The 25663-nt window shown below is 60.2% G+C and carries 24 protein-coding genes and 1 tRNA gene; 17 read left to right on the top strand and 8 right to left on the bottom strand.

Features of this window, described 5'->3' with window-relative positions; genetic code table 11:
• Nucleotides 1-22 precede the first annotated feature (22 nt).
• Nucleotides 23-937: an S-methyl-5'-thioadenosine phosphorylase gene (locus SynMINOS11_RS06870; RefSeq protein ID WP_186547511.1), complete on the top strand. Its 915-nt coding sequence runs from the start codon at nt 23-25 to the stop codon at nt 935-937.
• Here the strand turns inward: SynMINOS11_RS06870 and murQ are convergent.
• Genes murQ through dnaK form a run of 4 tightly spaced genes read right to left on the bottom strand, consistent with a single transcriptional unit; the run spans nt 916 to nt 5104 of the window.
• Entirely contained in the window at nt 916-1848 is a 933-nt protein-coding gene (gene murQ, locus SynMINOS11_RS06875; protein WP_186547513.1) for an N-acetylmuramic acid 6-phosphate etherase, read from the bottom strand. The two genes, SynMINOS11_RS06870 and murQ, sit on opposite strands and share 22 nt — an antisense overlap.
• A complete protein-coding gene (locus tag SynMINOS11_RS06880; protein ID WP_011935775.1) occupies nt 1845-2264 on the bottom strand; it encodes a DUF3110 domain-containing protein in 420 nt (139 codons plus the stop codon). The genes murQ and SynMINOS11_RS06880 overlap by 4 nt, the downstream gene beginning before the upstream one ends.
• Nucleotides 2265-2285: 21 nt before the next feature.
• A complete protein-coding gene (locus SynMINOS11_RS06885; RefSeq protein WP_186547515.1) occupies nt 2286-3110 on the bottom strand; it encodes a DnaJ domain-containing protein in 825 nt (274 codons plus the stop codon).
• Between the two features lie 8 nt (nt 3111-3118).
• Nucleotides 3119-5104: a molecular chaperone DnaK gene (gene dnaK, locus SynMINOS11_RS06890; RefSeq protein WP_186547517.1), complete on the bottom strand. Its 1986-nt coding sequence runs from the start codon at nt 5102-5104 to the stop codon at nt 3119-3121.
• 198 nt (nt 5105-5302) lie between these two features.
• On the opposite strand from dnaK, the gene SynMINOS11_RS06895 reads away from it, so the two are divergent.
• From SynMINOS11_RS06895 to pstB, 5 genes are all read left to right on the top strand, one after another.
• Nucleotides 5303-6289 carry a substrate-binding domain-containing protein gene (locus SynMINOS11_RS06895; RefSeq protein WP_186547519.1) on the top strand — a complete coding sequence of 329 codons (987 nt, stop codon included), beginning with the start codon at nt 5303-5305 and terminating at the stop codon, nt 6287-6289.
• Between the two features lie 156 nt (nt 6290-6445).
• Nucleotides 6446-7432: a phosphate ABC transporter substrate-binding protein PstS gene (gene pstS / locus SynMINOS11_RS06900; protein ID WP_186547521.1), complete on the top strand. Its 987-nt coding sequence runs from the start codon at nt 6446-6448 to the stop codon at nt 7430-7432.
• Between the two features lie 122 nt (nt 7433-7554).
• A complete protein-coding gene (gene pstC / locus SynMINOS11_RS06905; protein WP_186547523.1) occupies nt 7555-8511 on the top strand; it encodes a phosphate ABC transporter permease subunit PstC in 957 nt (318 codons plus the stop codon).
• A 4-nt stretch (nt 8512-8515) separates the two neighbouring features.
• Entirely contained in the window at nt 8516-9409 is an 894-nt protein-coding gene (gene pstA / locus SynMINOS11_RS06910; RefSeq protein ID WP_186547525.1) for a phosphate ABC transporter permease PstA, read from the top strand.
• A gap of 46 nt (nt 9410-9455) precedes the next feature.
• Entirely contained in the window at nt 9456-10271 is an 816-nt protein-coding gene (pstB, locus tag SynMINOS11_RS06915) for a phosphate ABC transporter ATP-binding protein PstB (RefSeq protein ID WP_011935782.1), read from the top strand.
• 73 nt (nt 10272-10344) lie between these two features.
• On the opposite strand, the gene SynMINOS11_RS06920 is transcribed toward pstB, so the two are convergent.
• Together SynMINOS11_RS06920 and SynMINOS11_RS06925 are read right to left on the bottom strand one after the other, a co-directional pair.
• A complete protein-coding gene (locus SynMINOS11_RS06920) occupies nt 10345-11400 on the bottom strand; it encodes a PstS family phosphate ABC transporter substrate-binding protein (protein WP_255445336.1) in 1056 nt (351 codons plus the stop codon).
• 63 nt (nt 11401-11463) lie between these two features.
• Nucleotides 11464-11550: transfer RNA gene (locus tag SynMINOS11_RS06925), tRNA-Ser, on the bottom strand.
• A 56-nt stretch (nt 11551-11606) separates the two neighbouring features.
• On the opposite strand from SynMINOS11_RS06925, the gene SynMINOS11_RS06930 reads away from it, so the two are divergent.
• From SynMINOS11_RS06930 to htpG, 5 genes are all read left to right on the top strand, one after another.
• Nucleotides 11607-11975, top strand: coding sequence for a 2Fe-2S iron-sulfur cluster-binding protein (locus SynMINOS11_RS06930; protein ID WP_011935784.1), 369 nt, complete (start codon nt 11607-11609; stop codon nt 11973-11975).
• Nucleotides 11972-12811: an inositol monophosphatase family protein gene (locus tag SynMINOS11_RS06935; RefSeq protein WP_186547529.1), complete on the top strand. Its 840-nt coding sequence runs from the start codon at nt 11972-11974 to the stop codon at nt 12809-12811. Before SynMINOS11_RS06930 ends, SynMINOS11_RS06935 begins: the two co-directional genes overlap by 4 nt.
• A 26-nt stretch (nt 12812-12837) precedes the next feature.
• Complete coding sequence (locus SynMINOS11_RS06940) at nt 12838-14019, top strand: ATP phosphoribosyltransferase regulatory subunit (protein ID WP_186547531.1); 1182 nt, start codon at nt 12838-12840, stop codon at nt 14017-14019.
• Between the two features lie 32 nt (nt 14020-14051).
• Nucleotides 14052-14276 carry an indolepyruvate ferredoxin oxidoreductase subunit alpha gene (locus tag SynMINOS11_RS06945; RefSeq protein WP_011935787.1) on the top strand — a complete coding sequence of 75 codons (225 nt, stop codon included), beginning with the start codon at nt 14052-14054 and terminating at the stop codon, nt 14274-14276.
• Nucleotides 14277-14363: 87 nt separating this feature from the next.
• Nucleotides 14364-16268: a molecular chaperone HtpG gene (htpG, locus tag SynMINOS11_RS06950; RefSeq protein WP_186547533.1), complete on the top strand. Its 1905-nt coding sequence runs from the start codon at nt 14364-14366 to the stop codon at nt 16266-16268.
• 10 nt (nt 16269-16278) lie between these two features.
• On the opposite strand, the gene SynMINOS11_RS06955 is transcribed toward htpG, so the two are convergent.
• A complete protein-coding gene (locus SynMINOS11_RS06955; RefSeq protein WP_186547535.1) occupies nt 16279-17220 on the bottom strand; it encodes an NAD-dependent epimerase/dehydratase family protein in 942 nt (313 codons plus the stop codon).
• Nucleotides 17221-17410: 190 nt separating this feature from the next.
• Between SynMINOS11_RS06955 and ggpS the strand changes: the two genes are divergently transcribed.
• From ggpS to SynMINOS11_RS06980, 5 genes are read left to right on the top strand one after another with little or no spacing between them, the layout of a single operon-like run.
• Complete coding sequence (gene ggpS / locus SynMINOS11_RS06960) at nt 17411-18877, top strand: glucosylglycerol-phosphate synthase (RefSeq protein WP_011935790.1); 1467 nt, start codon at nt 17411-17413, stop codon at nt 18875-18877.
• 5 nt (nt 18878-18882) lie between these two features.
• Nucleotides 18883-20136, top strand: a complete 1254-nt coding sequence (locus SynMINOS11_RS06965) for an ABC transporter substrate-binding protein (RefSeq protein WP_186547537.1) — start codon at nt 18883-18885, stop codon at nt 20134-20136.
• 23 nt (nt 20137-20159) lie between these two features.
• On the top strand, nt 20160-21014 hold the full coding sequence (locus tag SynMINOS11_RS06970; RefSeq protein WP_011935792.1) for a carbohydrate ABC transporter permease: 855 nt from the start codon (nt 20160-20162) through the stop codon (nt 21012-21014).
• Entirely contained in the window at nt 21011-21805 is a 795-nt protein-coding gene (locus tag SynMINOS11_RS06975) for a carbohydrate ABC transporter permease (RefSeq protein ID WP_186547539.1), read from the top strand. The genes SynMINOS11_RS06970 and SynMINOS11_RS06975 overlap by 4 nt, the downstream gene beginning before the upstream one ends.
• Nucleotides 21802-22857, top strand: coding sequence for an ABC transporter ATP-binding protein (locus SynMINOS11_RS06980; RefSeq protein ID WP_186547541.1), 1056 nt, complete (start codon nt 21802-21804; stop codon nt 22855-22857). The genes SynMINOS11_RS06975 and SynMINOS11_RS06980 overlap by 4 nt, the downstream gene beginning before the upstream one ends.
• Here SynMINOS11_RS06980 and SynMINOS11_RS06985 read toward each other — a convergent pair whose 3' ends face one another.
• Complete coding sequence (locus tag SynMINOS11_RS06985) at nt 22858-24369, bottom strand: hypothetical protein (RefSeq protein ID WP_186547543.1); 1512 nt, start codon at nt 24367-24369, stop codon at nt 22858-22860.
• Nucleotides 24370-24462: 93 nt separating this feature from the next.
• Between SynMINOS11_RS06985 and stpA the strand changes: the two genes are divergently transcribed.
• Nucleotides 24463-25662, top strand: a complete 1200-nt coding sequence (gene stpA, locus SynMINOS11_RS06990; RefSeq protein ID WP_186547545.1) for a glucosylglycerol 3-phosphatase — start codon at nt 24463-24465, stop codon at nt 25660-25662.
• The last annotated feature ends 1 nt before the right edge of the window (nt 25663 follow it).

Below are 25663 nucleotides of genomic sequence, written 5' to 3' on the forward strand. Positions count from 1 at the left end.
CCATGAACCTTCGCACAAGACGATGGCGACTGCGCAACCACCTGTTTCCGACCTGAGCAACGCCACGATTGGCATCCTCGGCGGTAGCGGTCTCTATGCCATGGAGGAGCTGCGCGATGTGGAGGAGCTGGAGGTGCCAACGCCCTTTGGCCAGCCATCGGATCGGCTGATCCGCGGCAATCTCGATGGCACCACGGTGATTTTTTTGGCCCGCCATGGGCGGCACCACAGCTATCTCCCTTCTGAGGTTCCCTACCGGGCCAACATCTGGGCGATGCGCAGCCTGGGCGTGCGCTGGATCCTCTCCTGCTCCGCGGTTGGCTCACTGCAAGAGCAACACAGGCCCTTGGACCTGGTGATCCCGGATCAATTCATCGACCGAACCCAAGGGCGTGCAGCCAGCTTTTTTGGCGAAGGAGCCGTGGCCCATGTGGCCTTTGCTGATCCCTTTTGTCAAACCCTTTCTGGACTCTTGGCCGATGCTGCGCAATCGGTGCTGCCGGAAGGGCGCAGGCTGCACCGCGGCGGCACCTACCTCTGCATGCAAGGACCTGCCTTCTCCACCAAGGCTGAATCTGAGCTGTACCGCAGCTGGGGCTGCGATGTGATCGGCATGACCAATCACACCGAAGCCCGCTTGGCGCGTGAAGCCGAAATCGCCTACAGCACCTTGGCGATGGTGACCGACTACGACTGCTGGCATCCCGATCACGATGCCGTGACCGTTGAGATGGTGATCAACAACCTGCGCGCCAACGCCACCACAGCCCAGCAAGTGGTGCGCCATGCCGCCCAGGCGATTCAGAGGCAAAAGCCCTCCAGCCCGGCCCACAGCGCGCTGCAAAACGGTTTGCTCACCGCGCCTGAGGCCGTGCCGGCCGCCACTCGCCAAAAACTGGATCTGTTCACGCGCCCCTACTGGGGAGCGGCCAGCTGAGCTCCAGCTTGTGCGAGGGCCTGACGCAAGGAACCATCACAGCCCTGCAATTGCGCCAGGGCTGCAGGAGCGTCGCAGCCCGTGGCCGCCATCAACAGCGCCTGCTTCACCGAACCGCCACTGACCTGCAGCAACTCGGCCGCCCTGGCCGAATCAACACCGGCCAGATCACGCAGGATTCGGCGGGCGCGATCTTCCAACTTGCTGTTGGAGACCGACACGTCGACCATGCGATTGCCGAAGACTTTGCCGAGCCGCACCATCACGCCGGTGCTGAGGATGTTGAGCGCCATCTTGGTGGCCGTTCCCGCCTTGAGGCGTGTGGAGCCCGTGAGCAACTCAGGACCACTCAACAAACGGATATCAATGCTGCAAGGCATTGGCGCTTGATCAGCTGGCACGCAGGCCATAGCGATCGCTTCAGCGCCCAGCTCCAAAGCCAGGTTCAAACCACCATGGACATAGGGGGTGGTGCCCCCAGCGGCGATGCCGACCAGAGCATCAGCGCCCGTAAACCCCCGCTCCAACAAATCCTGGCGGCCGCCCTCGCGGGAATCCTCCAGGCCTTCTGAACTGCGCAACAACGCTGGGGCCCCGCCAGCTAGCACGCCCTGCACCAACTCCGGCGGGCTGCAAAAGGTGGGCGGGCATTCCGCCGCATCCAGCACACCCAAGCGGCCGGAGGTGCCAGCACCCAGATAGAAGAGTCGACCGCCGGCCAACAGCCGTAAGGCGATGGCATCAATGGCTGCGCTGAGCTCAGCGGCTGCTCCAGCAACCGCTTGCTGGGGGCGCAGGTCCTCCTCGCAAAACAGCTGCACCAGCTCGGAGGTGCTGAGCAGGTCAAGGTCTGCGCTAGCCGGATTGGCTTGCTCGGTGAGCAGATGACCGCGATCAATTCCGCTGCTCACAGCAATCCCTCCAGGGAACGACGAAACGCTTCGAGTTCTGGATTCACCGCTGGCTGGGCAGTTTCAGCGGGAGCCTGCTGGGGCTCATCCTGCTGCTCACGCCACTCATTGGTGTCGAGATTTTGTTCCGGCGGCGCCAGCATCAGACGCTCTTCAGCGGTGCCTGGCATAAAACCGGAGGGCACCGATTGGGCTTCGTAGCCAGCTTGGCCGCAAAACAGTTCAATCTCTTCGCGGCTGATCGCCTCAGGGGTGGCTTCGGGAAAATCCTGGGCCGCCAGCAAGCCGGCGTAGCGCAAGGCGTCGTCTTCCTCCTCAAACATCAACACCACCGTGCGGCCATTGAGTTCAAGGGTGTGGATGCCTTCCACCTCGCTGCCGGAATCAAACAGCAGCACAAAGACCCGGTCACTCAAATCAGAACAGGGCGAGAAGCTTCATTCTCTCAGCAGCTCCTGCAGGCGCTTGTAGAGAGCTTCCTCGTCTTCTGCCAGCGGGTCAGGCACCACCAACCTCACTTCAACGATCTGATCTCCGCGGCGGCCATCACGCTCTAAGCCTTTGCCGCGCAAGCGCAACAGGCGCCCGCTCGAGGTGCCCGGTGGAATACGCAAGCGCACAGGGCCTTCAAGAGTGGGAACGACGGCGCTGCTACCCAGGGCGCCATCAGGGGCCGGCAAATCCAGCCGGTAGAGCACCCGCAGGCCATCAACGCGCAACCCTTCGTCAGTGCGCACCTGCAGCTGCAGAAAATGATCACGCCCTCCCGGGGCTACCCCCTCAAGGCGTAGGCGCCAACCATCACCTGCTTCTGGCGGGGTTTGCACTTCCACAGTGATGCCATCACTGAGTTGCACCTCCACAAACGTGCCATCGAGGGCCTGCTCTGGAGTGAGGGAAACGGCGGTCTCCAAATCGTCGTGGGCTTGAACTGGCGGCGGCGGCGGCGGCGGCGTTGTGGCCGGCCGCCGTTCACGGCGGCGCGAAAACAACTGATCGACGTAGTCGTGGAAGTCGGGAAACCCACTTGCGAAAGGATCGCGATGGCCGGCCTGGCTGGTGCCCCCGGCTTCCCAAGCCTGACGGCGGCGGGGATCACTGAGGACTTCATAGGCCTCATTGATCTTTTTGAAACGCTCTTCCGCAGCTGGATCGTTGCCATTGAGATCGGGATGCCAACGGCGAGCCTGCCGGCGAAAGGCCTGCTTAAGGCTCTCGGCGTCAGCTCCGGGCTCAAGCCCAAGAACAGCCCAGTGGTCCATCGTTGGGCTCAATAGCGCCCCCAGGGATCGTCGGAGCGGTCATAGCGGTCGTAACGACCACGGCCGCCTCCTGGCCGGTCCCAGTCATCCCAGTCGTCTTCGGCGAAGAGCTCATCTTTAAGGGAGCCGAGCGTGCTCTTGATCCCTTCCAACGGGCCAGCACCGCCATCGAGTTCGCGCCGTTCAGCCGTTAAGCGGCGGTTGAGGCCATAGAGAGCTTCTTCGAGCTGACTGGTGAGTAGATCCAATTCCCGCTCATCGGCCTGCTCAAGCCCATCGCGAAGGTCCCGCAGAGCCATCTCCACAGCACGCTGCTGGCGTTCAGCCCCATAGGGTCCAAGTTCAAGGGCTGCATCTCGGAGTCGACGTTCGGCCTGGGCAATCAACGTTTCGGCGCGATTGCGCCGGTCAACGGCGCTGCGCTTGCGGCGATCCTCCATGGATTGACTCGCCGCTTCAGCGATCAACTGATCAATTTCTTGCTGGGTGAGATTGGCACTGCCCTGCACCGTGACGCTTTGGCGGCGCCCCGTCGTGCGATCAGTAGCCGACACCTCCAGGATCCCGTTGGCATCCACATCAAAGGACACCTGCACTTGCGGGACCCCGCGCGGTGCGGGTGGAATCCCTGCTAAGCGAAATCGGCCCAGTGATTTGTTATCGCCGCCCATGGGCCGTTCACCCTGCAGCACATGCACCTCGACGGAGGATTGATTGGCTTCCGAGGTGCTGAACACATCAGACCGTCTCACCGGGATCGGCGTGTTGCGAGGAATGATGGTTTTCATCAAGCCGCCAATGGTCTCTAACCCCACCGAGAGAGGGGTGACGTCATTGAGCATCAAGTCGCGCAGCTCACCAGTGAGAATTCCGGCTTGCACAGCAGCGCCAACGGCAACGACTTCATCGGGGTTGACGTTCTGACTGGGTTCGCGCGGCACCAAGGTGCGCACCAACTGCTGCACCATCGGCATGCGGCTGGAACCACCCACCAACACCACCTCATCGACATCTTCAGGAGCCAAGCGGGCATCCCGCAAAGCGGCTTGCACTGGCCTCAGCAAACGATCAAGAAGATCAGGGCACAGCGATTCAAAGGTGCGCCGATCGAGGCTGGTTTCGAGATGGAGGGGGCCTGATTCCGCCGTGGCGATGAACGGAAGCGAGATGGTGGTTTTCAGCGTTCCGGAGAGCTCTTGCTTGGCCTTTTCCGCTACCTCCAACAGCCTCTGCAGCGCTTGCCGGTCGCGCCGCAGGTCCACGCCATTGGCCTGCTGAAACCCCTCCGCTAACCAATCAACGATGCGTTGATCAAAGTCGTTGCCGCCGAGCTGGGTGTCGCCGCTGGTGGCCTTGACGTCAAAGACGCCATTGGCAATGCGCAGCAGCGAGACATCAAAGGTGCCCCCACCCAAATCGAAGACCAAAACGGTCTGGGAGCGGCTGCGATCAAAGCCATAGGCCAAGGCTGCAGCGGTTGGCTCATTGAGGATTCGCTCAATCGTGAGGCCCGCAAGCCGGCCGGCATCCCGGGTGGCCTGGCGCTGGGAATCATCGAAATAGGCGGGAACCGTCACCACGGCGGCCTCCACCTCCTCACCGAGATAGGTGGCAGCGTCATCCACCAACTTGCGCAGCAGGCAAGCCACCAATTCCTCAGGGGCGTATTCGCGCTCGGTAGCCGGGCACACCACCCGCACCTGACCCAAGTCATTGGCCCGGATGGTGTAGGCCACCGCCTGGGAGGCCTCATCGAGCTCTTGCCACTGCCGCCCGATCAGGCGCTTCAGGTTGGAAAAGCTGTCGCGAGGATTGAGCACCAGCTGGCGGCGTGCCGCCTGACCCACCAACAATTCTTTGTCGCGGCTGAACCCAACCACCGAAGGGGTCGTGCGCAGACCTTCTGCATTGGCCACCACCACAGGCCGGCCACCTTCCAGGACAGCCAGCACGGAATTGGTGGTGCCCAGATCAATGCCGACGATCCGGCCCATGCTCCCGAGCAAATGTGCTCACGCTACCGGGCATTCGACCCTGATCCAAGCACCCAAGCCAGTTGAACAGCGTCAAAGACGGAAAGTGAGATCAAAACCTTTTGATGATTAGTTCTTAGTGTCTCTAACCAGTCTTTAACTGCGACTTAACAGACGGTCCATATCACCGTTGTTGACCCAATACTTTTTTGGTCGCCCATGTTCATGTCCAAGAAGACCGTTGCCCTCGGCGCCATCGCAGCTCTGGCTGCTGGTGCTGCTGCTCCGGCCATCGCCCAACAGCAAATCAACGGCTCCGGGGCTTCCTTCCCCGCACCGATGTTTGCGACCTGGTTCGACAGCCTGCGCAACCAAGACGGTCCCAATGTCACCTATGAACCGGTGAATTCCGCTCAAGGCATCCGTCAGCTGGTTGAGCTGGAAGTTGACTTCGGCGCCACCGATCGTCCGATCGCCCCTCGCACCGCCAACCTGGTGCGCCGCGGTCTGGTGCAAATCCCTGTCGTCGCTGGCTCCATCGCCATCGGCTACCACAAAGACGGTTGCGATCTGAAGCTGAGCCAGCAGCAGCTCAGCGAGGTGCTGCTTGGCACCATCAGCAACTGGAAGACCCTGGGTTGCCAAGAAGGCCCCATCAAGGTGAGCACCCGTTCGGATCGCTCCGGCACCACCTTGGCCCTGACCAAGAGCCTCTCTGACTGGAGCCCTGAGTTCCGTCAGACCGTTGGCACCGGCATGCGCGTCAAGTTCCCCGTTGGCACCACCACCAGCGGCAACGAAGGCGTGCGTCGCTTCATCGAAACCACCCCTGGTTCGATCGGCTACGTGAACGTGCCCTCGATCAAGGGCAAAGTTCAAGCTGCTGCTCTGCAGAACAGCGAAGGCAACTACATGCTGCCGAATTCCGCCACCGGCATCTCGGCTCTGGAAGGTATTCGCGCCGCTGAGTACAAGCCTCTGGCCATCAGCAACCCTCCTGGCCGGGATTCCTATCCCCTGGTTGCCATGAGCTGGGTGCTGGCTTACGAGAACGGCAACGGTGTCAACACCGATGCTCTCAAGCAGACCATCAACTACATGTTGAGCAACCCTGCCCAGAGCCAGGCCGACAACCTTGGCTATGTGCCCCTGCCTGAGTCCATCCGCAAGGCAGCTCTCGATCAGGTTCAACTGATCAAGCAGTGAAGCGCTGAGAGCTAACACTCCTGACGGCCCCCCTTGGGGGCCGTTTTCTTATGGCTGAGTAAAGCCTTAATTTCCCTGTAACCATTGATACAAAAGAGATAACTGGTCCTTAAGGGATGGCTCGTATCAAGGACATTGACGTCTCGCAGGCAACCCATGCCCGTCACCAAAAAGGCTGTTGCTCTGAGCTCCCTTGTCGCTCTGAGTGCTGCCGCCATCGCCCCCGCTATCGCTCAGCAATCCCTGAACGGTGCAGGTGCTTCTTTCCCGGCTCCTCTCTATCAAAAGTGGTTCCAGGAATTGGCTGCTGCCGGCGGCCCCAAGGTCAACTACCAAGCTGTTGGATCCGGCGCTGGCGTACGCCAGATGATCGCTGGCACCTCCGACTTCGGTGCATCTGACAAGCCCCTGGGCGCTAAAAAGCGCGACAAGATCAAACGCGGCGTGATCCAGATCCCCATGACTGGGGGCACGATCGCCGTTGGCTACAACAAGCCAGGCTGCACTCTCAAGCTCACCCAAAAGCAGGTGGCCGAGATCTTCCTGGGCAAGATCACCGACTACAGCCAACTGGGTTGTGCTGCTGGTCCGATAACCGTGGCTTACCGCTCTGACGGTTCCGGCACCACCTTCGCCTTCACCAACGCCGTTGCCGCCTGGAATGGCGACTTCAAAGACACCATCGGCGTTGGCAAATCCGTCAACTGGCCCGTGGGCTCCGGCGGTAAGGGCAACAGCGGCGTCGCCGGCGTCATCCAAAACACCCCTGGTGGTTTGGGTTATGTGAACCAGGCCTACGTCAAAGGCAAGATCAAGGCTGCTGCCATCCAGAACAAGGACGGCAACTACGTCAAGCCCACCTCCAAGAACGGTTCGGCTGGCCTGGCTGGCATCAAGCTTGATGCTTACAACACCGGCACCGACACCAATCCCTCCGGCGCCAATGCCTATCCAATCAGCACCCTGACCTGGATCTTGGCTTACGCCAGCGGCAACGGTGACAACACCCCCGCCCTCAAGAAGACCTTTGCTTACATGCTGAGCAACAAGGCCCAAAGCCAGGCACCGAGCCTGGGTTATGTGCCCCTGCCCAGCAGCATCCGCAAGATCTCCTTGGCAGCTGTTCAGAAGATCGCTAACTGATCCAAGCGTCAGGACTTAGCGAATTTCATCGCAAGAGGGGGCTAAGCCCCCTCTTTTTTTGTGGGAATTTAATGAGTCCCTAAGCATCACTGCGTATCTTTGGATCGACTGTGACGAGTGCAATGTCAGCCTCCGGGCAAAGCAGTCTCTACAAGCTGCGTCACCGTCCTCCCAGCGACAAGCTGGTGGACAACGGATTCAAAAACCTTGTCGTTCTTCTGGCTCTGATGGTGGCGATCATCTTGATCGGCATTTTTATCGTTGTTGGAAGCCAAGCGGCAGAAGCGATCAAAGCCTTTGGGCTCAATTTTGTACTCAGCTCCAAATGGGATCCGGTTAGGGACACCTATGGAGCCTTCACGGCGATCTACGGGACCCTGCTGACGTCACTTCTGGCTTTGGTCTTGGCCGTGCCGTTGGGAGTGGGCACAGCCATCTTCCTCACCGAAGATTTCATCAACGGCAAAGTCCGTGAGGTGATTTCAAACATGGTGGAATTGCTGGCAGCCATTCCATCGGTGGTTTTAGGGCTCTGGGCAATCTTTGTTCTTGAACCCTTTGTCCGGCCAATCCTGATGGCCATCCATAACGTTCTTGGCTGGATCCCCTTTTTCAGCACCGTTCCATCGGGCCCCGGTGTGATGCCAGCGGTCTTCATTCTCACGATCATGTTGCTGCCGATCATCACAGCGATCAGCCGCGATTCTCTCAATCAGGTTCCCCAAGATCTGCGCCAAGCCGCCTATGGCATCGGCGCCACACGTTGGACATCGATCTTGCGCGTTCTGGTTCCAGCCGCCATTTCAGGGATTATCGGCGGAATCATGTTGGCCCTCGGTCGAGCCATGGGTGAAACCATGGCCGTCACGATGATCATTGGCAACCAAACCTCTTTCAACATCTCTTGGTTTGCGCCAGGAAACACCATTGCTTCTTTGATTGCCAATCAATTTGGAGAAGCCGGTGAACTTCAGATGTCAGCACTGATGTATGCCGCATTGGTGTTGATGATCATCACGTTCCTCGTCAATGTTCTGGCGCAGTGGATTGTCAGGCGCTTGGCCCTCAAATACGAGTGATCCAATGACCTCATCAAGCTTTAAAGCCAAAGGCGACTTGCTGTTCAAGCCAGGCCTGCTTCGCAATCAGGGCAACCGATTGATGACGGGCATCGCTGCGGCCTTTTCCGTCATCGCGATCATCCCTTTGATTGCGGTCATCCTGTTTGTTTTAATCAAGGGCTTTGCATTCCTGCGGCCAGCGATGTTTTTTGAGCTGCCGCCAGTCCCAGGCCAAGAAATGGGCGGCGGCATTGGCAATGCCTTTCTCGGCACCTTCATCGTGACCGGGCTGTCCTGCCTGTTTGCGATTCCTGTGGGCGTCGGGGGTGGCATCTATCTGGCGGAATATGGCGGAGAAAATAAGTTCTCCGAATTCATCCGCTTTGGCACCAATGTCCTGGCTGGTGTGCCATCGATTATTGCTGGCGTGTTCATTTACGGCTTGATCGTTTCCAGCCGAATTCTTTTCGGCAGCACCTTCTCAGCCGTAGCTGGTGGCCTGGCCCTGTCCGTTTTGATGTTGCCCACCATCATCAAAACCACCGATGAAGGCCTCAAGCTGGTTCCTCAGGAATTGCGATGGGGGGCACTGGGTGTGGGGGCCTCAAAATTTGTGACCACCATCAAGGTGGTGGTTCCCTCCGCCATTGCACCGATCGCCACCGGAGTCGTTCTGGGCATTGCGCGATCGGCAGGAGAAACTGCACCACTCATCTTCACGGCTTTCTTCTCCCCCTATTGGCCTGATGGCCTGCTGGAGCCCATGGCCACCATGTCGGTCATGATCTTCAACTACGCGATCATGCCCTACGAAGCCCAAGTCCAACTGGCCTGGGCTGCTTCCTTTGTGTTGGTGATCATGATCCTGGCCATGAATCTTCTGGCCCGCTGGCTCTCGAGCTTTGCCCAGCGTTAAAAGCTCACTGTCAAACTTGCCCTAGAGCCCCTCAGCTTCCCAACCAATGACGCTCTCTAGCCACATCGCAGACGTTCCCGACGATCAAGTGGCCATCACCTGTGATGACGTCACAATCAGCTACGGCGCCTTTGAAGCGGTCAAGAATGTCTTCCTCGAAATTCCCCGAGGCCAGGTCACAGCGTTCATCGGACCATCCGGTTGCGGCAAAAGCACAGTGCTGCGAGCCCTCAACCGAATGAATGACTTGATCGCCAGCTGTCGGCTCAAGGGTCGGGTGATCTACGAAGGGCAAGATCTCTATGCCCCCAATGTCGATCCTGTCGAAGTGCGGCGTCGGATCGGCATGGTGTTCCAACGCCCTAATCCCTTCCCCAAATCGATTTACGAAAACATCGCCTTCGGTGCCCGCATCAATGGCTACAGCGGCGATATGGACGAACTGGTGGAGACATCGTTGCGGCGCGCTGCTGTCTGGGATGAGTGCAAAGACAAGCTCAACGAAAGCGGTTATTCCCTCTCTGGCGGTCAGCAGCAGCGACTTTGTATTGCCCGCACCATTGCCACTCAACCGGATGTGATCTTGATGGACGAGCCTTGCTCAGCGCTCGATCCAATCTCCACACTGAAAGTGGAGGAAACGATGCACGAGTTGAAGAAGGACTTCACCATCGTGATTGTCACCCACAACATGCAGCAGGCTGTGCGGGTTTCAGACATGACCGCCTTCTACAACGCCGTGGCCGTGGAAGGCGGCTCAGGCAAAGTGGGGTACCTGGTCGAATTTGATGAAACCAGCAATATCTTCAACAACCCAAGACAAGAAGCCACACAGGAATATGTCAGCGGTCGGTTTGGATAATTTCTCCAAATCCATCATTTAGCAGCCAAGGGCAGAGAATGAAGGCAGGAAAAGCCTCTCTCTGCCCTCGTTTTCATTGATGGAATTCAGGCCGCTTAATGGTTTGATCAATATTGCGATTGAGAAGTTCACTAATCGTCAAACCGACGGGGATTTTCCCGCCAAAAGCAGTTCCTTGAACTTGTTTGAGCATCTTGCTCTTGACGACAAGATACTGGGCCTTGGTCAAAGGGATTGATCCCTCTTTCTCAACCAATTGCGTTGCATTATTCAGGTAATACTGCACGAAAGCCCTTAACGAAGAACTGTCTTTTAGGCTCTTAGCATTGACATAAATAAAAACAGGCCGTGATAACGGTGAATAGCTTCCATTTTGAACAGTCTCAAGCGATGGCATGACAGGTCCTTGATCGCTCTCAACCGGCAAAGCCCTGAGCTTGTTTCGGTTTGCTGCATAGTAGGCATAACCAAAATAACCAAGAGCGTTGGAATTCGAGGCCACACCTTGGACTAGAACATTGTCATTTTCGCTACTGATGTAGTCACTACGGCTATCTCGTTTACTGCCATTAATGGCCTGATTAAACGTGTCAAACGTACCGGAATCAGCGCCGGGTCCGTACAGCACAATTGGCTTTTCAGGCCAATCCAAACTCACCTGATTCCAGCGCTTGATCGTTCCCTGGGCAGAGCGGGACCAAAGACGTCTCAGCTCGGCAACACTGATGCTTTTTGCCCAGGTGTTGGCAGGATTGACCACAACAGTGATGGCATCAAACGCAATCGGCAGCTCAAAAAACTTGATGCCTTGATCTGCGCAGCGCTTGAGCTCTTTCTGGCTGATGGGTCGAGAGGCGTTACTGATCGGGGTCTTGCCGCTGCAGAAGTCACGGAATCCAGCACTGGTGCCACTTTCGACAACAGGCGAAAAGCGCACCTTCCGACCTGCAGCAGTCGATCGAAATCCCTGAATCGCCAAGGTTGTGATGGGCCCAACTGTGCTCGACCCCGTAATCAGGATCGGTGCCGTGGCTTGAGCTTTCAGCCCTCCAGCCCCTGATGCTGTCAACAGGCCTACGCCCACAGCGAGCATCCCGGATACCGCGCGAAGGGGAACCATCGGATCCATCAACCGTTGTTGATATGGTCCACTGCCAACTTTTTGGCTGCATTAAGGCAGCTTGGTGAGGCACGGAGAGGGAGGGATTCGAACCCTCGATAGAGTTGCCCCTATACAGCATTTCCAGTGCTGCGCCTTCGACCACTCGGCCACCTCTCCTCTGCACAGCTGGGCTATGCAGCTGGCAACCTAGCAGTTCAACTTGGCCAGCTTTGATGAGCCCACGGCACCGGGTCACGGTCCATGACCGGCAGAACAATCGAGTCCTCAGCGCCGATATCGAGGAGGGTCGTTATGTGCTGGAAGGTTTTGAAGCCAGCGGCCAACCCTTGCCATTTAGCTGCCGAAATGGCTGCTGCACCGCCTGTGCCGTCAGGGTGCTGAGCGGCGAGCTGGATCAACGCGAAGCCTTGGGCCTCTCCCACGATTTACGCCGGCAGGGTTATGGGCTGCTTTGCGTGGCTCGCGCTTATGGACCGGTGACGGTGGAAACCCAGGACGAAGACGAGGTCTACATGCTGCAGTTCGGCAATGCCTTTGGAAAAGGCACCGTGCGCGCTGCTATTCCGCTGGAAGAAGAATGAGCCCAAGCGATCAAGAGCTGCTGGCGATTGCCAGCGCGGCGGCCGATGCCGGCGCTGCCGAGTTGAGCCGCTACTGGGGCAATCTGAGCCAGGTGCGCAGCAAAGGGCGCGCCGGTGATTTGGTCACTGAAGCCGATCTGGCCGCCGAAGCCGCTGTGCTGCGACTGCTTCAAGAGCGCACACCTGAAGTGGCGGTGTTAGCCGAAGAAAGCGGGCATCAACCCGGAAGCGACCGCGAGCTGCAGTGGTGCGTGGATCCACTCGATGGCACCACCAATTACGCCCATGGCTTTCCCTTCTTTGCCTGCTCCATCGGCCTGCTGCGCCATGGCAAGCCACTGCTGGGGGCCATTGCCGCTCCTGGCCTCAATCAGCGCTACAGCGGTGGGCTCGGCCTCGGAGCCTGGTGCAATGGGGATCCACTGCAGGTGTCGAGCTGCCAATCCTTGGCGGATTCCCTCCTGGTGACGGGATTTGCCTACGACCGGCGCGAGCGAATCGACAACAACTACAGCGAGTTCTGTTATTTCTCCCACCGCACCCATGGCGTGCGGCGCGGTGGTGCGGCAGCACTGGATTTGGCCCTTGTGGCCGCCGGCAGGCTGGATGGTTATTGGGAACGGGGCCTGCAGCCCTGGGATTTAGCGGCCGGGGTGGCCTTGGTTCAAGCCGCCGGTGGTCTGGTCTGTGACTACGACGGCAGTGCGCTTGAGCTCTCCAGTGGCCGGGTGGTGGCCACTAATGCCGCCTTGCAGGCCCCGCTGTTGCAGGGCCTATCCGAATGCCAACCGCTGCCGCCTGCGACCTACAACGCTGAGATCCCCGCTGGTCCATAGGATTCGGCGGCAACCGTGCCGATCGGATGGCCCTTCAGCCCGCCAGTGGAGCCCGCGACCTCCTGCCCCGCGACGTGGGGGTTAACCGCTGGATTGCAGAGCAACTGGCTGCCGTCTACCAGCGCTGGGGCTACGAAGAGGTCACCCCGCCCAGCCTGGAGCGGATCGACACCCTCGAGGCCGGCGGTGCAATCCAATCGCACCAGGTGGTGCAAGTGGTGGCCGATGAGGCTCTCGGCCTGCGCCCGGAAATGACCGCCAGCATCGCCCGGGCCGCTTGTACGCGCCTGGCAGCCATGCAGCGCCCCCTACGGCTGCACTACCGCGGTTCCACCTTCCAAGCCCAACGAGCGGAAGACCAAGGTCTGCGCATTGTCGAAGACCTGCAGAGCGGCGTGGAACTGATGGGCGCCAAGGGGCTTGCCGGTGATGCCGAACTGCTGCGTCTGCTGCTCGATGCCGGCTCCCATCTGCCGCTTAGCGCAGAGCATCAGCCCACCCTGCTGATCGGCCATCAACGGTTGCTGTCGGTGCTGCTCGAAGCTGTGGAGCCATCGCTGCGCAGCACGGTGCGCCGCCACGTCTGCGAACTCAACCGCGTGGCCCTCTCCCAGCTAGAGCTGCCAGGGCAGCAACGCTTGCAACTGCTGCAATTGCTGCAGCTGCGCGGGGAACCCGCAGCGGTACTCAACGGACTAGAAGCCCTGCTGGGAGAAACGGGTCTGCTCGCCGAGCTGAAAGAGCTGATCAGCATCATTGAGGAGCAGGCCAGCCACGCCGGCATTCGCCTGCAGCTGGATCCCACCTTCCATCCCGACTTCGAGCTCTATGACGGGGTGATGGTGAAGTTGGTCTGCCAGGGGCTTGATGCGCCGGTGGCCATCGCCAGTGGCGGCCGCTATGACGCTTTGGTCCAGCGCTTCAGCCCAGTGGGGGCGGTAGCCAGCGGTGTGGGATTCAGCTTTGCCGTTGAGGCGGTGCGTCAACTGTTGGAGCAAGCCGATCAACTACCCCCGCGGCTAGACGGCCAACTGGTCTTGGTGGCCTACAGCCAGCCCAGCCAATTGCATGCGGCCTTGAACCTGCTGGAGCAGCTGCATCAAAGCGGCCAACCCGCTGAGCTCTGGCCCGAGCCCTGCGCCAACCAAGACGAGGCCCAAGGCATCGCCACACAACGCGGCGTTCAAACGGTTCGCTGGGTGGGTTGAATCCTTAGGATCAGCGGGTCTGCAAGCCCCTCTTGGCACACACCATCGTCACCAACGTCTGCGAAGGGATCGCCGACTGCGTCGATGCCTGCCCTGTGGCCTGCATCCATCCTGGTCAAGGCGCCAATACCAAGGGCACTGGCTTTTATTGGATCGACTTTCAAACCTGCATCGATTGTGGAATCTGCCTGCAGGTCTGCCCTGTGGAAGGAGCCATCGTTCCGGAAGAGCGCCCCGACCTGCAAACCAGCAACTGAGTCACTGGTTCGGGCTTCACACCACTGCAGCCATTGAGCGGGTCGCCCTCCTGTTCCTAGGGTCGTGGACCCCAATTCAGACGGCGCATGTCGGTGCTTGAGCAAGGCCAGATCCAGATCCATACCGAAAACATCTTCCCGATCATCAAGAAGGCCGTTTACAGCGGCCACGAGGTGTTTTTGCGTGAATTGGTCAGCAACGGCACCGATGCGATCAGCAAGCGCCGAATGGCGGCCATGGCTGGTGATTGCAGCGAAGGCACCGACGGACTGATCAGCATCAAGATCGATCGCGAAGCCAAAACCCTCACCATCAGCGACAACGGCATCGGCATGAACGCCGATGAGGTGAAGCGCTACATCAACCAGGTGGCCTTCTCCAGCGCCGAGGAATTCCTGGAGAAGTACAAGAGCGAAGACGACGCCATCATTGGCCACTTTGGCCTGGGCTTTTATTCGAGCTTCATGGTGGCCAGCCAGGTTGAGCTGGTGAGCTTGAGCGCTCGCCCCAACGCTGAAGCGGTGCGCTGGAGCTGCGATGGCTCACCGAATTTCAGCCTCGAAGCCGCTGAGCGCAGCGAACCCGGCACCGATGTGATCCTGCACCTGCAGGAGGAGGAGCTCGAGTACATCGAGCCCGCCCGGATTCGCACCTTGATCAACACCTACTGCGACTTCATGCCGGTGGAGGTGCAGCTGGAAGGGGAGACGGTCAACAAGCGCGAAGCCCCCTGGCGCAAGAGCCCCCGGGAGCTCAGCGATGAGGACTACATCGAGCTGTACCGCTACCTCTATCCATTCCAAGGCGATCCCCTGCTGTGGGTTCACCTCAACACCGATTACCCCTACAACCTGCAAGGCATCCTCTATTTCCCAAAATCCACCGGCCGCGCTGATTGGGAAAAGGGCGAAATCAAGCTGTACTGCAATCAGGTCTTTGTCAGCGACTCCATCAAGGAGGTGGTGCCGAAGTATCTGCTGCCCTTGCGCGGGGTGATCGATTCACCCGATATCCCACTCAACGTGAGCCGCTCGGCGCTGCAGACCGATCGCCGGGTGCGCTCCATCGGCGGCTTTGTGGCCAAGAAGGTGGGCGACCGGTTGAAGCAGCTGCATCGTGATGAGCCCAAGCGCTATGCCGAAATTTGGGAGTCGTTGGCTCCCTTCATCAAGATCGGCGCCATGGAGGATGAGAAGTTTGCTGATCAAGTCGCCGAGCTGGTGTTGTTTGGCACCACCGCAGCGGCAGGCGTAGGCGAAACCCCCGATCCGGTCGCAGCTGAAGACGGCAAGCGATTTACCACCCTGGCGGGTTACCGCTCACGGCTCAGCGCCCATAACGACAAGCGCATCCTTTATTGCACCGATGAGGCCGGGCAGGCCGGGGCCTTGGCGCTCTGGCAAGGGCAAGGCGCTGAAGTGCTGCTGGCTGACACCTTCATCGACACCCAGTTCATTCCTTGGCTGGAATACCGCCACGAGGAGTTGAAGTTCCAGCGGGTGGATGCCGAGCTGGATGATTCGCTGCAAGACAAAGACAGCGGCGTTACCGATGCTGAAGGCAAAGACAGCAGTGAAAGCCTGCGGGATCTGTTTAAGGCCTCACTGGATAACGACAAAGTCACCATCCAGGTGCAGGCTCTCAAGGGTGACAACGCCCCGGCTGCGTTGATCCTGCTGCCAGAGCAAATGCGCCGCATCAACGACATGGGCGCCTTGATGGAGCAACGCCTCCCGGGCCTGCCTGATCACCACGTGCTGCTGATCAACCGCCGGCACCGGTTGGTCGAAGGCATGCAAAAGCTGGCCGCTGGATCTGTGATTGCCGGCGGGGGCGCGAGCTCGCCGAGCCAACAACTCGCCGAGCAACTCAGCCGCCATGTCTATGAAATGGCCAAGCTCTCGGTCGGAGGCCTCGAACCCAATGAGCTGGCCGGCTTCCAACAGCGAAGCTGCGACCTGATGGGTGAGCTGATGAACCGGGGGCTTTAAGCCCCGGGGCTCAGACCGAAGCGGCGCGGCGCTTGAGATACCACTGCAGCATCGAAGGGTGCTGCAGTTGGAAACCCAAGTCTTTCAACGACTCATTCGAGATGGCGGCATGCAAAATGCGCTCGTCTTGGCTTGAACCCATCCAAATCACTGGCGGACAACCGATGGCTTCACAGAGCTGATCGGTGATGGCGCGCTTGGAGAGCTTGATGTCATCCACGACGTTCAAGGTGGTGTTGAGCTTCTGCTCCGCCGCCAGGTTCACCGCCTGAACCACGTCGTCCACATGAACCCAGCAGGGGACATGGTCACCATTGCGCTCAACGCACTGGCCAGCAGCGGCCACAAGCCATTCGGGGATCTCACGATCGGGGCCATAAATGCCACCCAGGCGCAGGGTGCAGACGTTGATCGCTTCACTACGCAGGGACTGAAGCTGTTGCTCAGCGCCAGCGAGCAGAGCATTCACGGGGTGATTGAGATCCAAGCCCATGTGCTCTGAGGTCAGAGCACCATCGCGATTGCCATACAGCCCGCAACTGCTCAGATGGATGATTTGCAGGGGCCGATTGGAGTGGCGGTTGGCGATGCCATCGCACAACATTTCAATGCCGCGGCGATAAACCGATTCGTAGGCCTCAACGCAGACATGCTGTTGGCCAGTCGGAGCCAAGGAGACCACCAACACATCGACATCGCCCAAGAACGACAGGTCGTTGCTGGTGGCTTCGGAGTCGAACAGCACGGCTTGATCAACATGCGAGCGCAGCTGATGCAGCCGCGAATCGCGGCGGGTGGTGGCCGTCACGGTGTGACCTTCATCACTCCAACCACTCACCAGCCGGCGGCCGACATAGCCGCAGCCAACGACAGCCCGATGTTCTCCACTAGGGAGCATCGGCCGCTGTTCAGCCTGGAGGCGTTGATAGAGGCCGGCCAGGTCGAGGGCCATGACTTTCTTTCTTTTTGTAAACGATATTCGACCGCAAGCATCAGTGCGGTTACCGCTTTGACCAAATCAGGGGTTTGACAGCAACCAGGCCGCGGGTCGATGGTGTACGAGTCGAGGTCTGGTTCATTCCTCAGCGCTCTGCGTTGGGGGCGCGAAGTTCCTCTATATCCGCCGTTTACAACCTGACTGCGTGCCGAGCTCGTTTGTTCTCGTTTACCACCGCTCACCCTTCGATGAAGTCATCGACGCGGACGGGAACCGCAGCTGGCAAGACCAAAAAAGCCCCAACGGCATCATCCCAACCCTGCGCAACCTGTTCCGAGATCACCCCTCGGGCACCTGGATTGCTTGGCGCCAAGACGAAAACAACAACGGCGAGGATGAAACAACGGTTATCGAGGAGCCACTGACGATCAGGCTCCGCCGGATTCCGCTGCAACAGCAGCAGATCTCGAGCTTCTATCACGTGACCTCGAAGGAGTCGGCCTGGCCGATCCTGCACACCTTCCCCAGCCACTTCAATGTCAACAACGCCGACTGGGCCACATTCCAGGAGGTGAATCGGCGCTTTGCCGAGGCCGCTTGCAATGAAGCCGCACCGGGTGCCTGCATCTGGGTGCACGACTACAACCTATGGCTGACACCGGGATACATCCGCCAGCAACGACCGGATGTGAAGGTCGGATTCTTCCACCACACACCGTTCCCCAGCGCCGATGTGTTCGGCATCCTTCCCTGGCGAGAAGAAATCATCAGCAGCCTGCTGGCCTGTGATGTGGTGGGTTTTCACATCCCTCGCTACGCCGAAAACTTCAGCCGTGCTGCCTCCAGCTTGTTGGCCGTCGAGCGGGGGCCCCGAGAGGAGGTGTCATCCCATTTCCTGCACCATGGCAGCGCCCTGGCCCAGCCCGACTGCACCCCTTGGCTTCGCTACCAAGGCCGCACCGTGCAGCTGGTTTCCACACCTGTTGGCACAAGCCCAGATGTGATTCAAGCCCTCAGGGACTCAGCCCCTGTTCAGGACCTGATCGAAGACATCGAGCGCGACACCAAGAAAGGTCGCAAGCTGATCATCTCCGCCAGCCGGGTGGACTACACCAAAGGCAATGAAGAGCTGCTGCTGGCCTACGAGCGCCTGCTCGAACGTCGCCCAGAAATGCATGGCGACGTGGTGCTGATGCTGGCCTGCGTAGCAGCCAACACCGGCATGAAGGTCTACGAAGACACCCAACGCAGCATTGAAGAGACCGTGGGCCGGATCAACGGTCGCTTCGGCCGCATCGATTGGGTGCCCATTCGACTGACCACGCAGCGGATCCCCTACGAGGAAATCGTGGCCTGGTTTGCCGCCTCCGACATCTGCTGGATCACGCCACTACGGGACGGGCTGAATCTTGTTGCCAAGGAATATGTGGCGGCCCGCAAGGGCCAAGGGGGCAGTTTGGTGCTGTCGGAGTTCACCGGTGCCTCGGTGGTTGTCGATGGCGCAATCCTCACCAACCCCTACTCCCATCGGCGCATGGACGAGGCGATCGACGCCGCGCTGATGATGCCGATGGCCGAGCAGCGCGAGCGCATGCAGCGCATGGAGCGTGCCGTTGACACCTTGAGCGTGGCCAACTGGGCCAGTGAGCAGCTCAACGCGCTCGAGCATTAGAGCCCATGACGCTGCGCCGCCGGTTGCTGGGAGTGGTGCTAGCCAGCATCACCCTGCTGCTGATGGCAACAGGTGTGCCAGCAGCCACGATCCCGGTCTCTGTCTTGATGCCGGCGTCCTTTGCCGATGCCAGCGCACCCCTGGTGCGGGAGTTCAACGCCAGCCATCCCCACATCCGCCTAGAGGTCACCCGAGGGCCGCTCGACACCGAATCCGTGTCGGATCTGGCGATCAGCAGCTTGCTGCTGGGCAGCAGCCCCTACGACTTGCTGCTGATGGATGTCACCTGGACGCCCAAATACGTGGCTGCCGGCTGGCTTGAACCGCTCGAGGGCTGGCTTGGTGATGACGCCATGGCTCCCCTGGCTCCTGGCGCTGATTTGGGCAATGCCTTCAGTGGCCACCTCTGGCGCTTCCCCATGGTGGCCTCGATGGGGTTGCTCTATTGGCGCACGGATCTCATGGCGGCTCCGCCACGCACGCCCATGGAATTGGCTCGGATCAGCCGGGAGCTGCAATCCAGTGGTGCCGTGCGCTGGGGCTATGTCTGGCAAGGCCGGCAGTACGAGGGCCTGAGCACGGTCTATCTCGAAATGCTGCGGGGCTTTGGTGGCCGCTGGATCGTTGATGGCAGCCCAACCCTCGACAGCAAGGAAGCCGTGGCGGCCACCCGCTGGCTGGAGGGCTTGATCCGCCAGGGGATCTCACCGCCATCGGTGGTCACCATGGCCGAACCGCAATCCTTGCAAGTGTTCGCCGCTGGTCAGTCCGCCTTCATGCGCAACTGGCCCTACGCCTGGAACGAACTGAACCGCGCTGGCAGCGCCTTAGCCGGCAAAGTGGGCATCACCACAATGGTGGCTGAACCGGGCCAGCCCCACGTGGCGACCCAGGGCAGCTGGGGGCTCGCCCTCACCAGGGGCAGCCAGCACAAGCGCGCCGCAATCGAAGCCCTGCAGTTCCTCACCAGCGAGGAGAGCCAAACCCGGCTCTACGAAGACTTTGGCTACACCCCAACACGCCAAGCGGTGTTCCGCGATCCCAAGCTGGTGTCCGCTCACCCTGAGCTGCCGGAGCTGGAGGCAGCCCTCGCTGATGCCGTGCTTCGCCCCCTGACTCCGGTTTATGCACAGATCAGCGACCTGCTTTACCGCGAGCTCAGCCGGGTGTTCACCGCTCGGGTGAGCCCGCAGCAGGGAATGGAGCAATTGCAGGAGCAAACGCTGCAGCTGCGCCGAACCGTGGGAGGTGAGATTTGAGAGGCCAACGGCTGTGGCTGCTGATGGCACCGGCGTTGCTGCTGCTTTTAGCGGTCTTCGCCCTACCGATGCTGCAGTACGCCTGGCTCAGCACCCAGGCCCAAACGGTGCTCACCGAGCTCGAGCCCCAACCAGTTGGGTTGGCCCAGTGGCAGCGTCTGCTTCAGGACGGGCGCTTCTGGCAAGACGCCTTCCAAACCTTGCGGTTCGGCCTCTGCTCTGTGGGGTTGGAGTTGGTGCTGGGTTTAGCCGTCGCCCTGCTCTTGAATCAGCCGCTGCGGGGCCGAACGCTGCTGCGCACCGTGAGCCTGCTGCCTTGGGCCCTGCCCACCACTGTGATGGCGTTGGGCTGGCGCTGGATCTTCAATGATCCCTTTGGCCCGATCAATCTGCTGCTGGCTCAGGTGGGTCTTCCCACCGTGTCGTTTTTGGGTGATCCCGCCATCACCTGGCTGAGCATGGTGTGGGCAGACACCTGGAAGACCACTCCCTTTGTGGCCCTGCTGCTGTTGGCTGGCCTGCAAACCATCCCAGCGGATCTCTATGAAGCGGCGGCTTTAGAGGGTGCCAATCGCTGGCAGAGCTTGCGGCGGATCACCTTGCCGTTGCTCTCCCCCTACATCTTGATTGCAGTCTTGTTTCGTTTAGCCCAGGCCCTGGGGGTGTTTGACCTGGTGCAGGTGCTCACGGCAGGCGGCCCGGCAGGCAGCACCGAGAGCTTGGCGCTCTACGCCTACATCAATGCCATGCGCTTTCTCGATTTCGGCTACAGCGCGACGCTGATGCTGGCGGCGTTCCTACTGATGCTGCTGCTCAGTGGTGGAGCAGTGCTGCTATGGCTAGTCAGCCGGCCGCGTTGGGCAGGAGGGCAACGATGAACAGGTTGCTGCTGATTCTCTGGAGCCTCGGTCCGATGCTCTGGCAGCTCTACACATCCTTTCGGCCCAATGCCACGCTCACCGGCAATCCCATGCAAGGCGGCTGGACGCTCGAGCACTACCAGGCCCTGCTTGGGGGCAATCCTCCTTTTTGGCGCTACTTGCTCAACAGCGGCGTGGTGGGTTTGAGCTCCACCTTGCTCACCCTTGTGGTTGCGGTGCCCTGCGCCTATGGGCTCAGCCGGCTTGGCCGCAAAACGGCTCGCAACGTCAACGTGCTGGTCGCCATCGCCGCGGCCTTTCCCTACGTGCTGTTGTTCTTGGCGCTGCTGCAGCTTGCGCGTGATCTGCACCTGGGCAACAACCTGCTGGCCCTGAGCCTCCCCTACACCGGATTGAGCCTGCCGTTGGCGATCCTGCTGCTGCAGGCCTCATTTCGGGACATCCCGCCCGAGCTTGAGGAGGCCGCTCGGCTGGAAGGTCTCGGGCTCTGGCAGCGGCTGCGTTGGGTGCTGCTGCCACTGATGGCCCCCGCCATCGCCAGCGCTTCTCTGCTGATCTTCCTGTTTTGCTGGAACGAATACCCCATTGCGCTGACCTGGCTCAGCCGCGCTGATCTGCTCACCTTGGCCCCAGCGATGGCAAGGATCGCTGGGTCCTCGGTGTTCACCGTTCCCTATGGGGGATTTGCGGCAGCCACTGTTCTCGGCAGCATTCCGCTCATTGTGTTGGTGCTTGTGTTTCAGCGACAGATCGTTAGCGGACTCACCCAAGGAGCCATCAAGGGATGACCGCAGCAGCCAACACCAATGGGTCCAAGGGAGCCCTCAAGCTGCAACAGCTCGGGCGACGTGTGGGTCGCCAGCAGCTGCTGGAGTCGCTCAGCCTGACGGTTCAGCCTGGGGAGATCCTCGCCCTATTGGGACCCAGTGGCTGCGGCAAAAGCACCACCTTGCGCCTGCTGGCGGGACTGGATCCAGCTAGCAGCGGGCAGATCCTGCTGGGCGACGACGACATCACAGCGACCCCACCAGCTGATCGCGGGGTGGCCCTGGTGTTTCAGAGCTACGCGCTCTATCCCCACCTGAGCGTGGAGCGCAACCTCAGCCTTGGCCCCGAACTGCGGGGCACCCGGCCCGAACTCATCAAAGAGGACATCAACCGGGTTCTCGATCTGCTGCAGCTCCAAGACCTCCGGCACCGCAAGCCAGCAGGGCTTTCGGGAGGCCAGCGGCAACGGGTTGCACTCGGCCGTGCCCTGTTGCGCCGGCCGCGGTTGATGCTGCTCGACGAACCCATGAGCAACCTCGACGCCAAGTTGCGCGAGGAGCTCCGCGCCGAACTGCAGCACATCCTGCGCAGCATCGGTGCACCGGTGATCTACGTAACCCACGATCAACATGAAGCCATGGGCTTGGCTGATCGGATCGCTGTGCTGGAGCGGGGGCAGCTGCAGCAGGTGGGAAGTGCTGAAGAGCTCTACCGCCGACCAGCCAACAGCTTTGTGGCGGGCTTCCTCGGCAATCCATCGATCAACCTGCTGTCGCTGCGTCCCGGCCTGCTGATTGGCTTACGCCCTGAACAACTGCGATTAGCACCGGCTGGAGCTGCGCCAGCGTCAACCGAAACCAGCCTCAACGCCCAGCTCACAACACGCGAGTGGCTCGGCGACCGTTTGCTGCTCCATCTCAGCAGTGCCAACGGCCCGCTGAAAGTGATGCGTCCCAGCAGCGACACACTGGCCGCTGGTCTCCAACCTGGAGCCCACCTGGAGGTGCAGTGGAGCCGAGGCGATGCACTTTGTTTCGATGCCCGATCGGGTGAACGGATCGAGCCCTCGTGATCACCACACGGTCTCGATCACATTCATCGCTTTGAGATAAGCCGGCATGTCGTCGTCATCACTGGCATCGTCGACAAAACTGCCGTCATCCTTCGAGCGCCTCGCCAGAGCCGCCACCACAGCGCTCACCACCAAATCCATGGCAGCGGGGTTATCCAGATTTTGCAGCGCCTCGGCGTAGCGCCGGCTGTGGGTGGGGCGCACCGATTCCTGGCAGTAGTTGCTCAGCTCACGGCTTTGCGTCATCACCTCAAAGGCTGATTCCTTGGAGGCCTGACGGCCAAACACAGCCATGTAGAGCAGATTGATGAGCGAGGCATCGTGCAGGGCAATGCCGTATTGACGAACGATCTGGGGCCAATAGCGCAACGAACGGAGGCCTTCGAGACCGCCTTTGGCGATGCCCGCGTCTTCACACCATTGCTCCAACTCGTCGATGCCATTGGGGCAGCGGCCCAGCTTTCGCATCTGCAGAGCCAGCTGCACACCGGCCTGAAAGTTTCGGGTTGGGTTGCCAATGGTGGGAGGCATCATGCTGCCGCGCACATCAGCCACCATCGCCGTGAGCTGGGAGAACGTGTGGTCGCGGACCTTCTCCATATCTCCATCGCGCACCAAGGCGGCCTCAATGCGCTGAACGCCGTAGCCCAACTCCGTTAGGGCGATGGCCTGCCGGTGGTAGAGGCGCTGACGATCGCGCCGCGAGATGGAGACCGTGGCGGCCTGATCAAGACACTGCTCCAGCAACAGCGTCAGCAGGGTGGGCAGGACACCGGGATTTTCTGAGTGAAAGGTGTAACCAAAGCCCGCAAAGATCGAGGCCATGTTCTTGGCGGCTTTGATGTATTGCCCTTCGATGTTGTGCACACCCGGTGACACCTGAATGTTCGGAGAGAGGCGGTCGAGCATCCGTGCCCCCAGCAGTGCTGTGAGCGCATCGGGATGACAGAAATTGGCGGTGAAGCTATCGAGCGGGTTGCGCAGGGCGCCGTGACGATGAAAGCCCGAAAAGAACGCCAGGTTCGGAGTCTTATCGCAGAGCACATAGGCCTCATTGGCGATCGGATCGTTGGTGAACGATCCCGCCAAACAGGCCAACACCACATGCTCCCGCTGCAGGGCCTCGCGCATGGCGATGGCTTCCTGCAAATCGTCTTCCACGTGGTTGCTGTTTGAGCTCAGAACAACCAACTCACAGCGCCGAATCAGATCCTCCAGGTTGTTAGGGACCCGCTCCGACCCGTCCAAGTGGGAGCCCATGGCCTCGACGGTCGCCAAATGGTCTGGATCCATGCCGGCAATGTCGTCTTTGGAGAAGGCCCCCAAAAGAGCGCGGCCAGGTCGCGGCGCCAGCAGCAGCTGAGGATCCGCTGTCTGCATGGCGCAGTTGTACGCCAGCGAAATCGGATACAGCCCCACGCTGTAAAAGCCAACCTTGCCGTTCTCGAGCTCCAGCAGGCGATCGCGGATGCGACTGGGATCAAGGCTGGATTCAAAAAAGCCGTTCTTCAAAACGCACCTACAACCGTTCAATCCACCTGCTCAGGTCTTGACCGAGCAGGTGCATCCCACCATCCTCGTTGATCTCCCTGCCAGCGTCCGTCCATGGCCAACTTGAGCCTCGAGGCCCTGCTGGAAGAACTGCGGCACCAACAGGACTGGCTGATGGTGCAAGACCTCGATGGGGTCTGCATGCCGCTGGTACTCGATCCACTAACCAGGGTCATGCCAGCGGCCTACATCCGCTCAGCCGCACGACTGCAGGGTCGCTTTTGCGTGCTCACCAACGGCGAACACGCCGGACGTCGCGGTGTGAACCCTCTGGTGGAAAGAGCCCTTGCCGGGACTGCCAACCCAGCCATCGAGGGGCTCTACCTGCCTGGCCTGGCCGCTGGTGGTGTGCAGTGGCAAGACCGCTTTGGCCAGATCACCTATCCCGGCATCAGCACAGCTGAATTAGCCACCTTGGACACCCTTCCAGCCAAAATTTTGAAGGGCCTGCGCGAGCAGCTCACACCCCTGCTGCCAGAGCTAAGTGAGGCGGAGCGCGAGGCGCTGTACGAGCGCACAATCCTGGCGAACCCCCTCAGCCCCACCATCAATCTCAATGCCCTGTTCAGCTGCCTAACCGGGGATGTGGAGCGGCAGCAGCAGCTGCAGCAGCGCAGCTTGGCTGTGATGCAAACCCTGCTGGCGCAGGCTGAAGCCAATGGCCAGGAAGCCTGCTTTTTCTTGCACCTGGCTCCCAACCTGGGCAATAGCGGCGGAGTGGAAGTTCTCAAACCAGCTGCGCCAGGCAACGTTGGCACCACCGATGTTCAGTTCATGCTGCGGGGTGCGGTGAAGGAGGCCGGCCTCTTGGCCCTGATCAACCAACACATCGCCAGAGGCACGGGCACTGCCCCACTGGGTGAAGCCTTCAACGCCCGCAGTGCCCCAGCTGATCATGCGCAGTTGCTAGAGCTCTGCCAGCGCAGCATCCCCGTTGAGCAGATGCCTGTGCTGGTGGGGGTAGGCGACACCATCACCTCAGAGCCCGATGGAGAAGGTGGGTGGCGACGCGGCGGCAGTGATCGGGGCTTTTTGACCTTGCTGCAGGAGCTGGGCCACCCATTCGGCCGCAGCAACCGTGTTGTGCTGGTGGACAGCAGCGCTGGCGAAGTGGATCGCCCCAGCTTGCAAGACCCAGAACTCAAGGGCTTAAGCGATCCCGAGGATCCCCTCAAGCCCGATGTGCTCGTTCCAGGCGGGCCTGATGCCTATGTGGCCTGGTTTGAGCAACTCGCCACCGAACTAGGGGCCTAAC

Origin of the sequence: Synechococcus sp. Minos11, assembly GCF_014279855.1 — a bacterium.
Classification (GTDB): Bacteria; Cyanobacteriota; Cyanobacteriia; order PCC-6307; family Cyanobiaceae; genus RCC307.

What these genes read in the sequence shown, in the direction of transcription:
- SynMINOS11_RS06870 (WP_186547511.1), top strand. Translation starts at nt 23, where the DNA reads ATGGCGACTGCGCAACCACCTGTTTCCGACCTGAGCAACGCCACGATT.
- SynMINOS11_RS06885 (WP_186547515.1), bottom strand. Translation starts at nt 3,110, where the DNA reads ATGGACCACTGGGCTGTTCTTGGGCTTGAGCCCGGAGCTGACGCCGAG.
- dnaK (WP_186547517.1), bottom strand. Translation starts at nt 5,104, where the DNA reads ATGGGCCGGATCGTCGGCATTGATCTGGGCACCACCAATTCCGTGCTG.
- SynMINOS11_RS06895 (WP_186547519.1), top strand. Translation starts at nt 5,303, where the DNA reads ATGTTCATGTCCAAGAAGACCGTTGCCCTCGGCGCCATCGCAGCTCTG.
- pstS (WP_186547521.1), top strand. Translation starts at nt 6,446, where the DNA reads ATGCCCGTCACCAAAAAGGCTGTTGCTCTGAGCTCCCTTGTCGCTCTG.
- pstC (WP_186547523.1), top strand. Translation starts at nt 7,555, where the DNA reads ATGTCAGCCTCCGGGCAAAGCAGTCTCTACAAGCTGCGTCACCGTCCT.
- pstA (WP_186547525.1), top strand. Translation starts at nt 8,516, where the DNA reads ATGACCTCATCAAGCTTTAAAGCCAAAGGCGACTTGCTGTTCAAGCCA.
- pstB (WP_011935782.1), top strand. Translation starts at nt 9,456, where the DNA reads ATGACGCTCTCTAGCCACATCGCAGACGTTCCCGACGATCAAGTGGCC.
- SynMINOS11_RS06920 (WP_255445336.1), bottom strand. Translation starts at nt 11,400, where the DNA reads ATGGATCCGATGGTTCCCCTTCGCGCGGTATCCGGGATGCTCGCTGTG.
- SynMINOS11_RS06930 (WP_011935784.1), top strand. Translation starts at nt 11,607, where the DNA reads ATGAGCCCACGGCACCGGGTCACGGTCCATGACCGGCAGAACAATCGA.
- SynMINOS11_RS06935 (WP_186547529.1), top strand. Translation starts at nt 11,972, where the DNA reads ATGAGCCCAAGCGATCAAGAGCTGCTGGCGATTGCCAGCGCGGCGGCC.
- SynMINOS11_RS06940 (WP_186547531.1), top strand. Translation starts at nt 12,838, where the DNA reads ATGGCCCTTCAGCCCGCCAGTGGAGCCCGCGACCTCCTGCCCCGCGAC.
- htpG (WP_186547533.1), top strand. Translation starts at nt 14,364, where the DNA reads ATGTCGGTGCTTGAGCAAGGCCAGATCCAGATCCATACCGAAAACATC.
- SynMINOS11_RS06955 (WP_186547535.1), bottom strand. Translation starts at nt 17,220, where the DNA reads ATGGCCCTCGACCTGGCCGGCCTCTATCAACGCCTCCAGGCTGAACAG.
- SynMINOS11_RS06965 (WP_186547537.1), top strand. Translation starts at nt 18,883, where the DNA reads ATGACGCTGCGCCGCCGGTTGCTGGGAGTGGTGCTAGCCAGCATCACC.
- SynMINOS11_RS06970 (WP_011935792.1), top strand. Translation starts at nt 20,160, where the DNA reads ATGGCACCGGCGTTGCTGCTGCTTTTAGCGGTCTTCGCCCTACCGATG.
- SynMINOS11_RS06975 (WP_186547539.1), top strand. Translation starts at nt 21,011, where the DNA reads ATGAACAGGTTGCTGCTGATTCTCTGGAGCCTCGGTCCGATGCTCTGG.
- SynMINOS11_RS06980 (WP_186547541.1), top strand. Translation starts at nt 21,802, where the DNA reads ATGACCGCAGCAGCCAACACCAATGGGTCCAAGGGAGCCCTCAAGCTG.
- stpA (WP_186547545.1), top strand. Translation starts at nt 24,463, where the DNA reads ATGGCCAACTTGAGCCTCGAGGCCCTGCTGGAAGAACTGCGGCACCAA.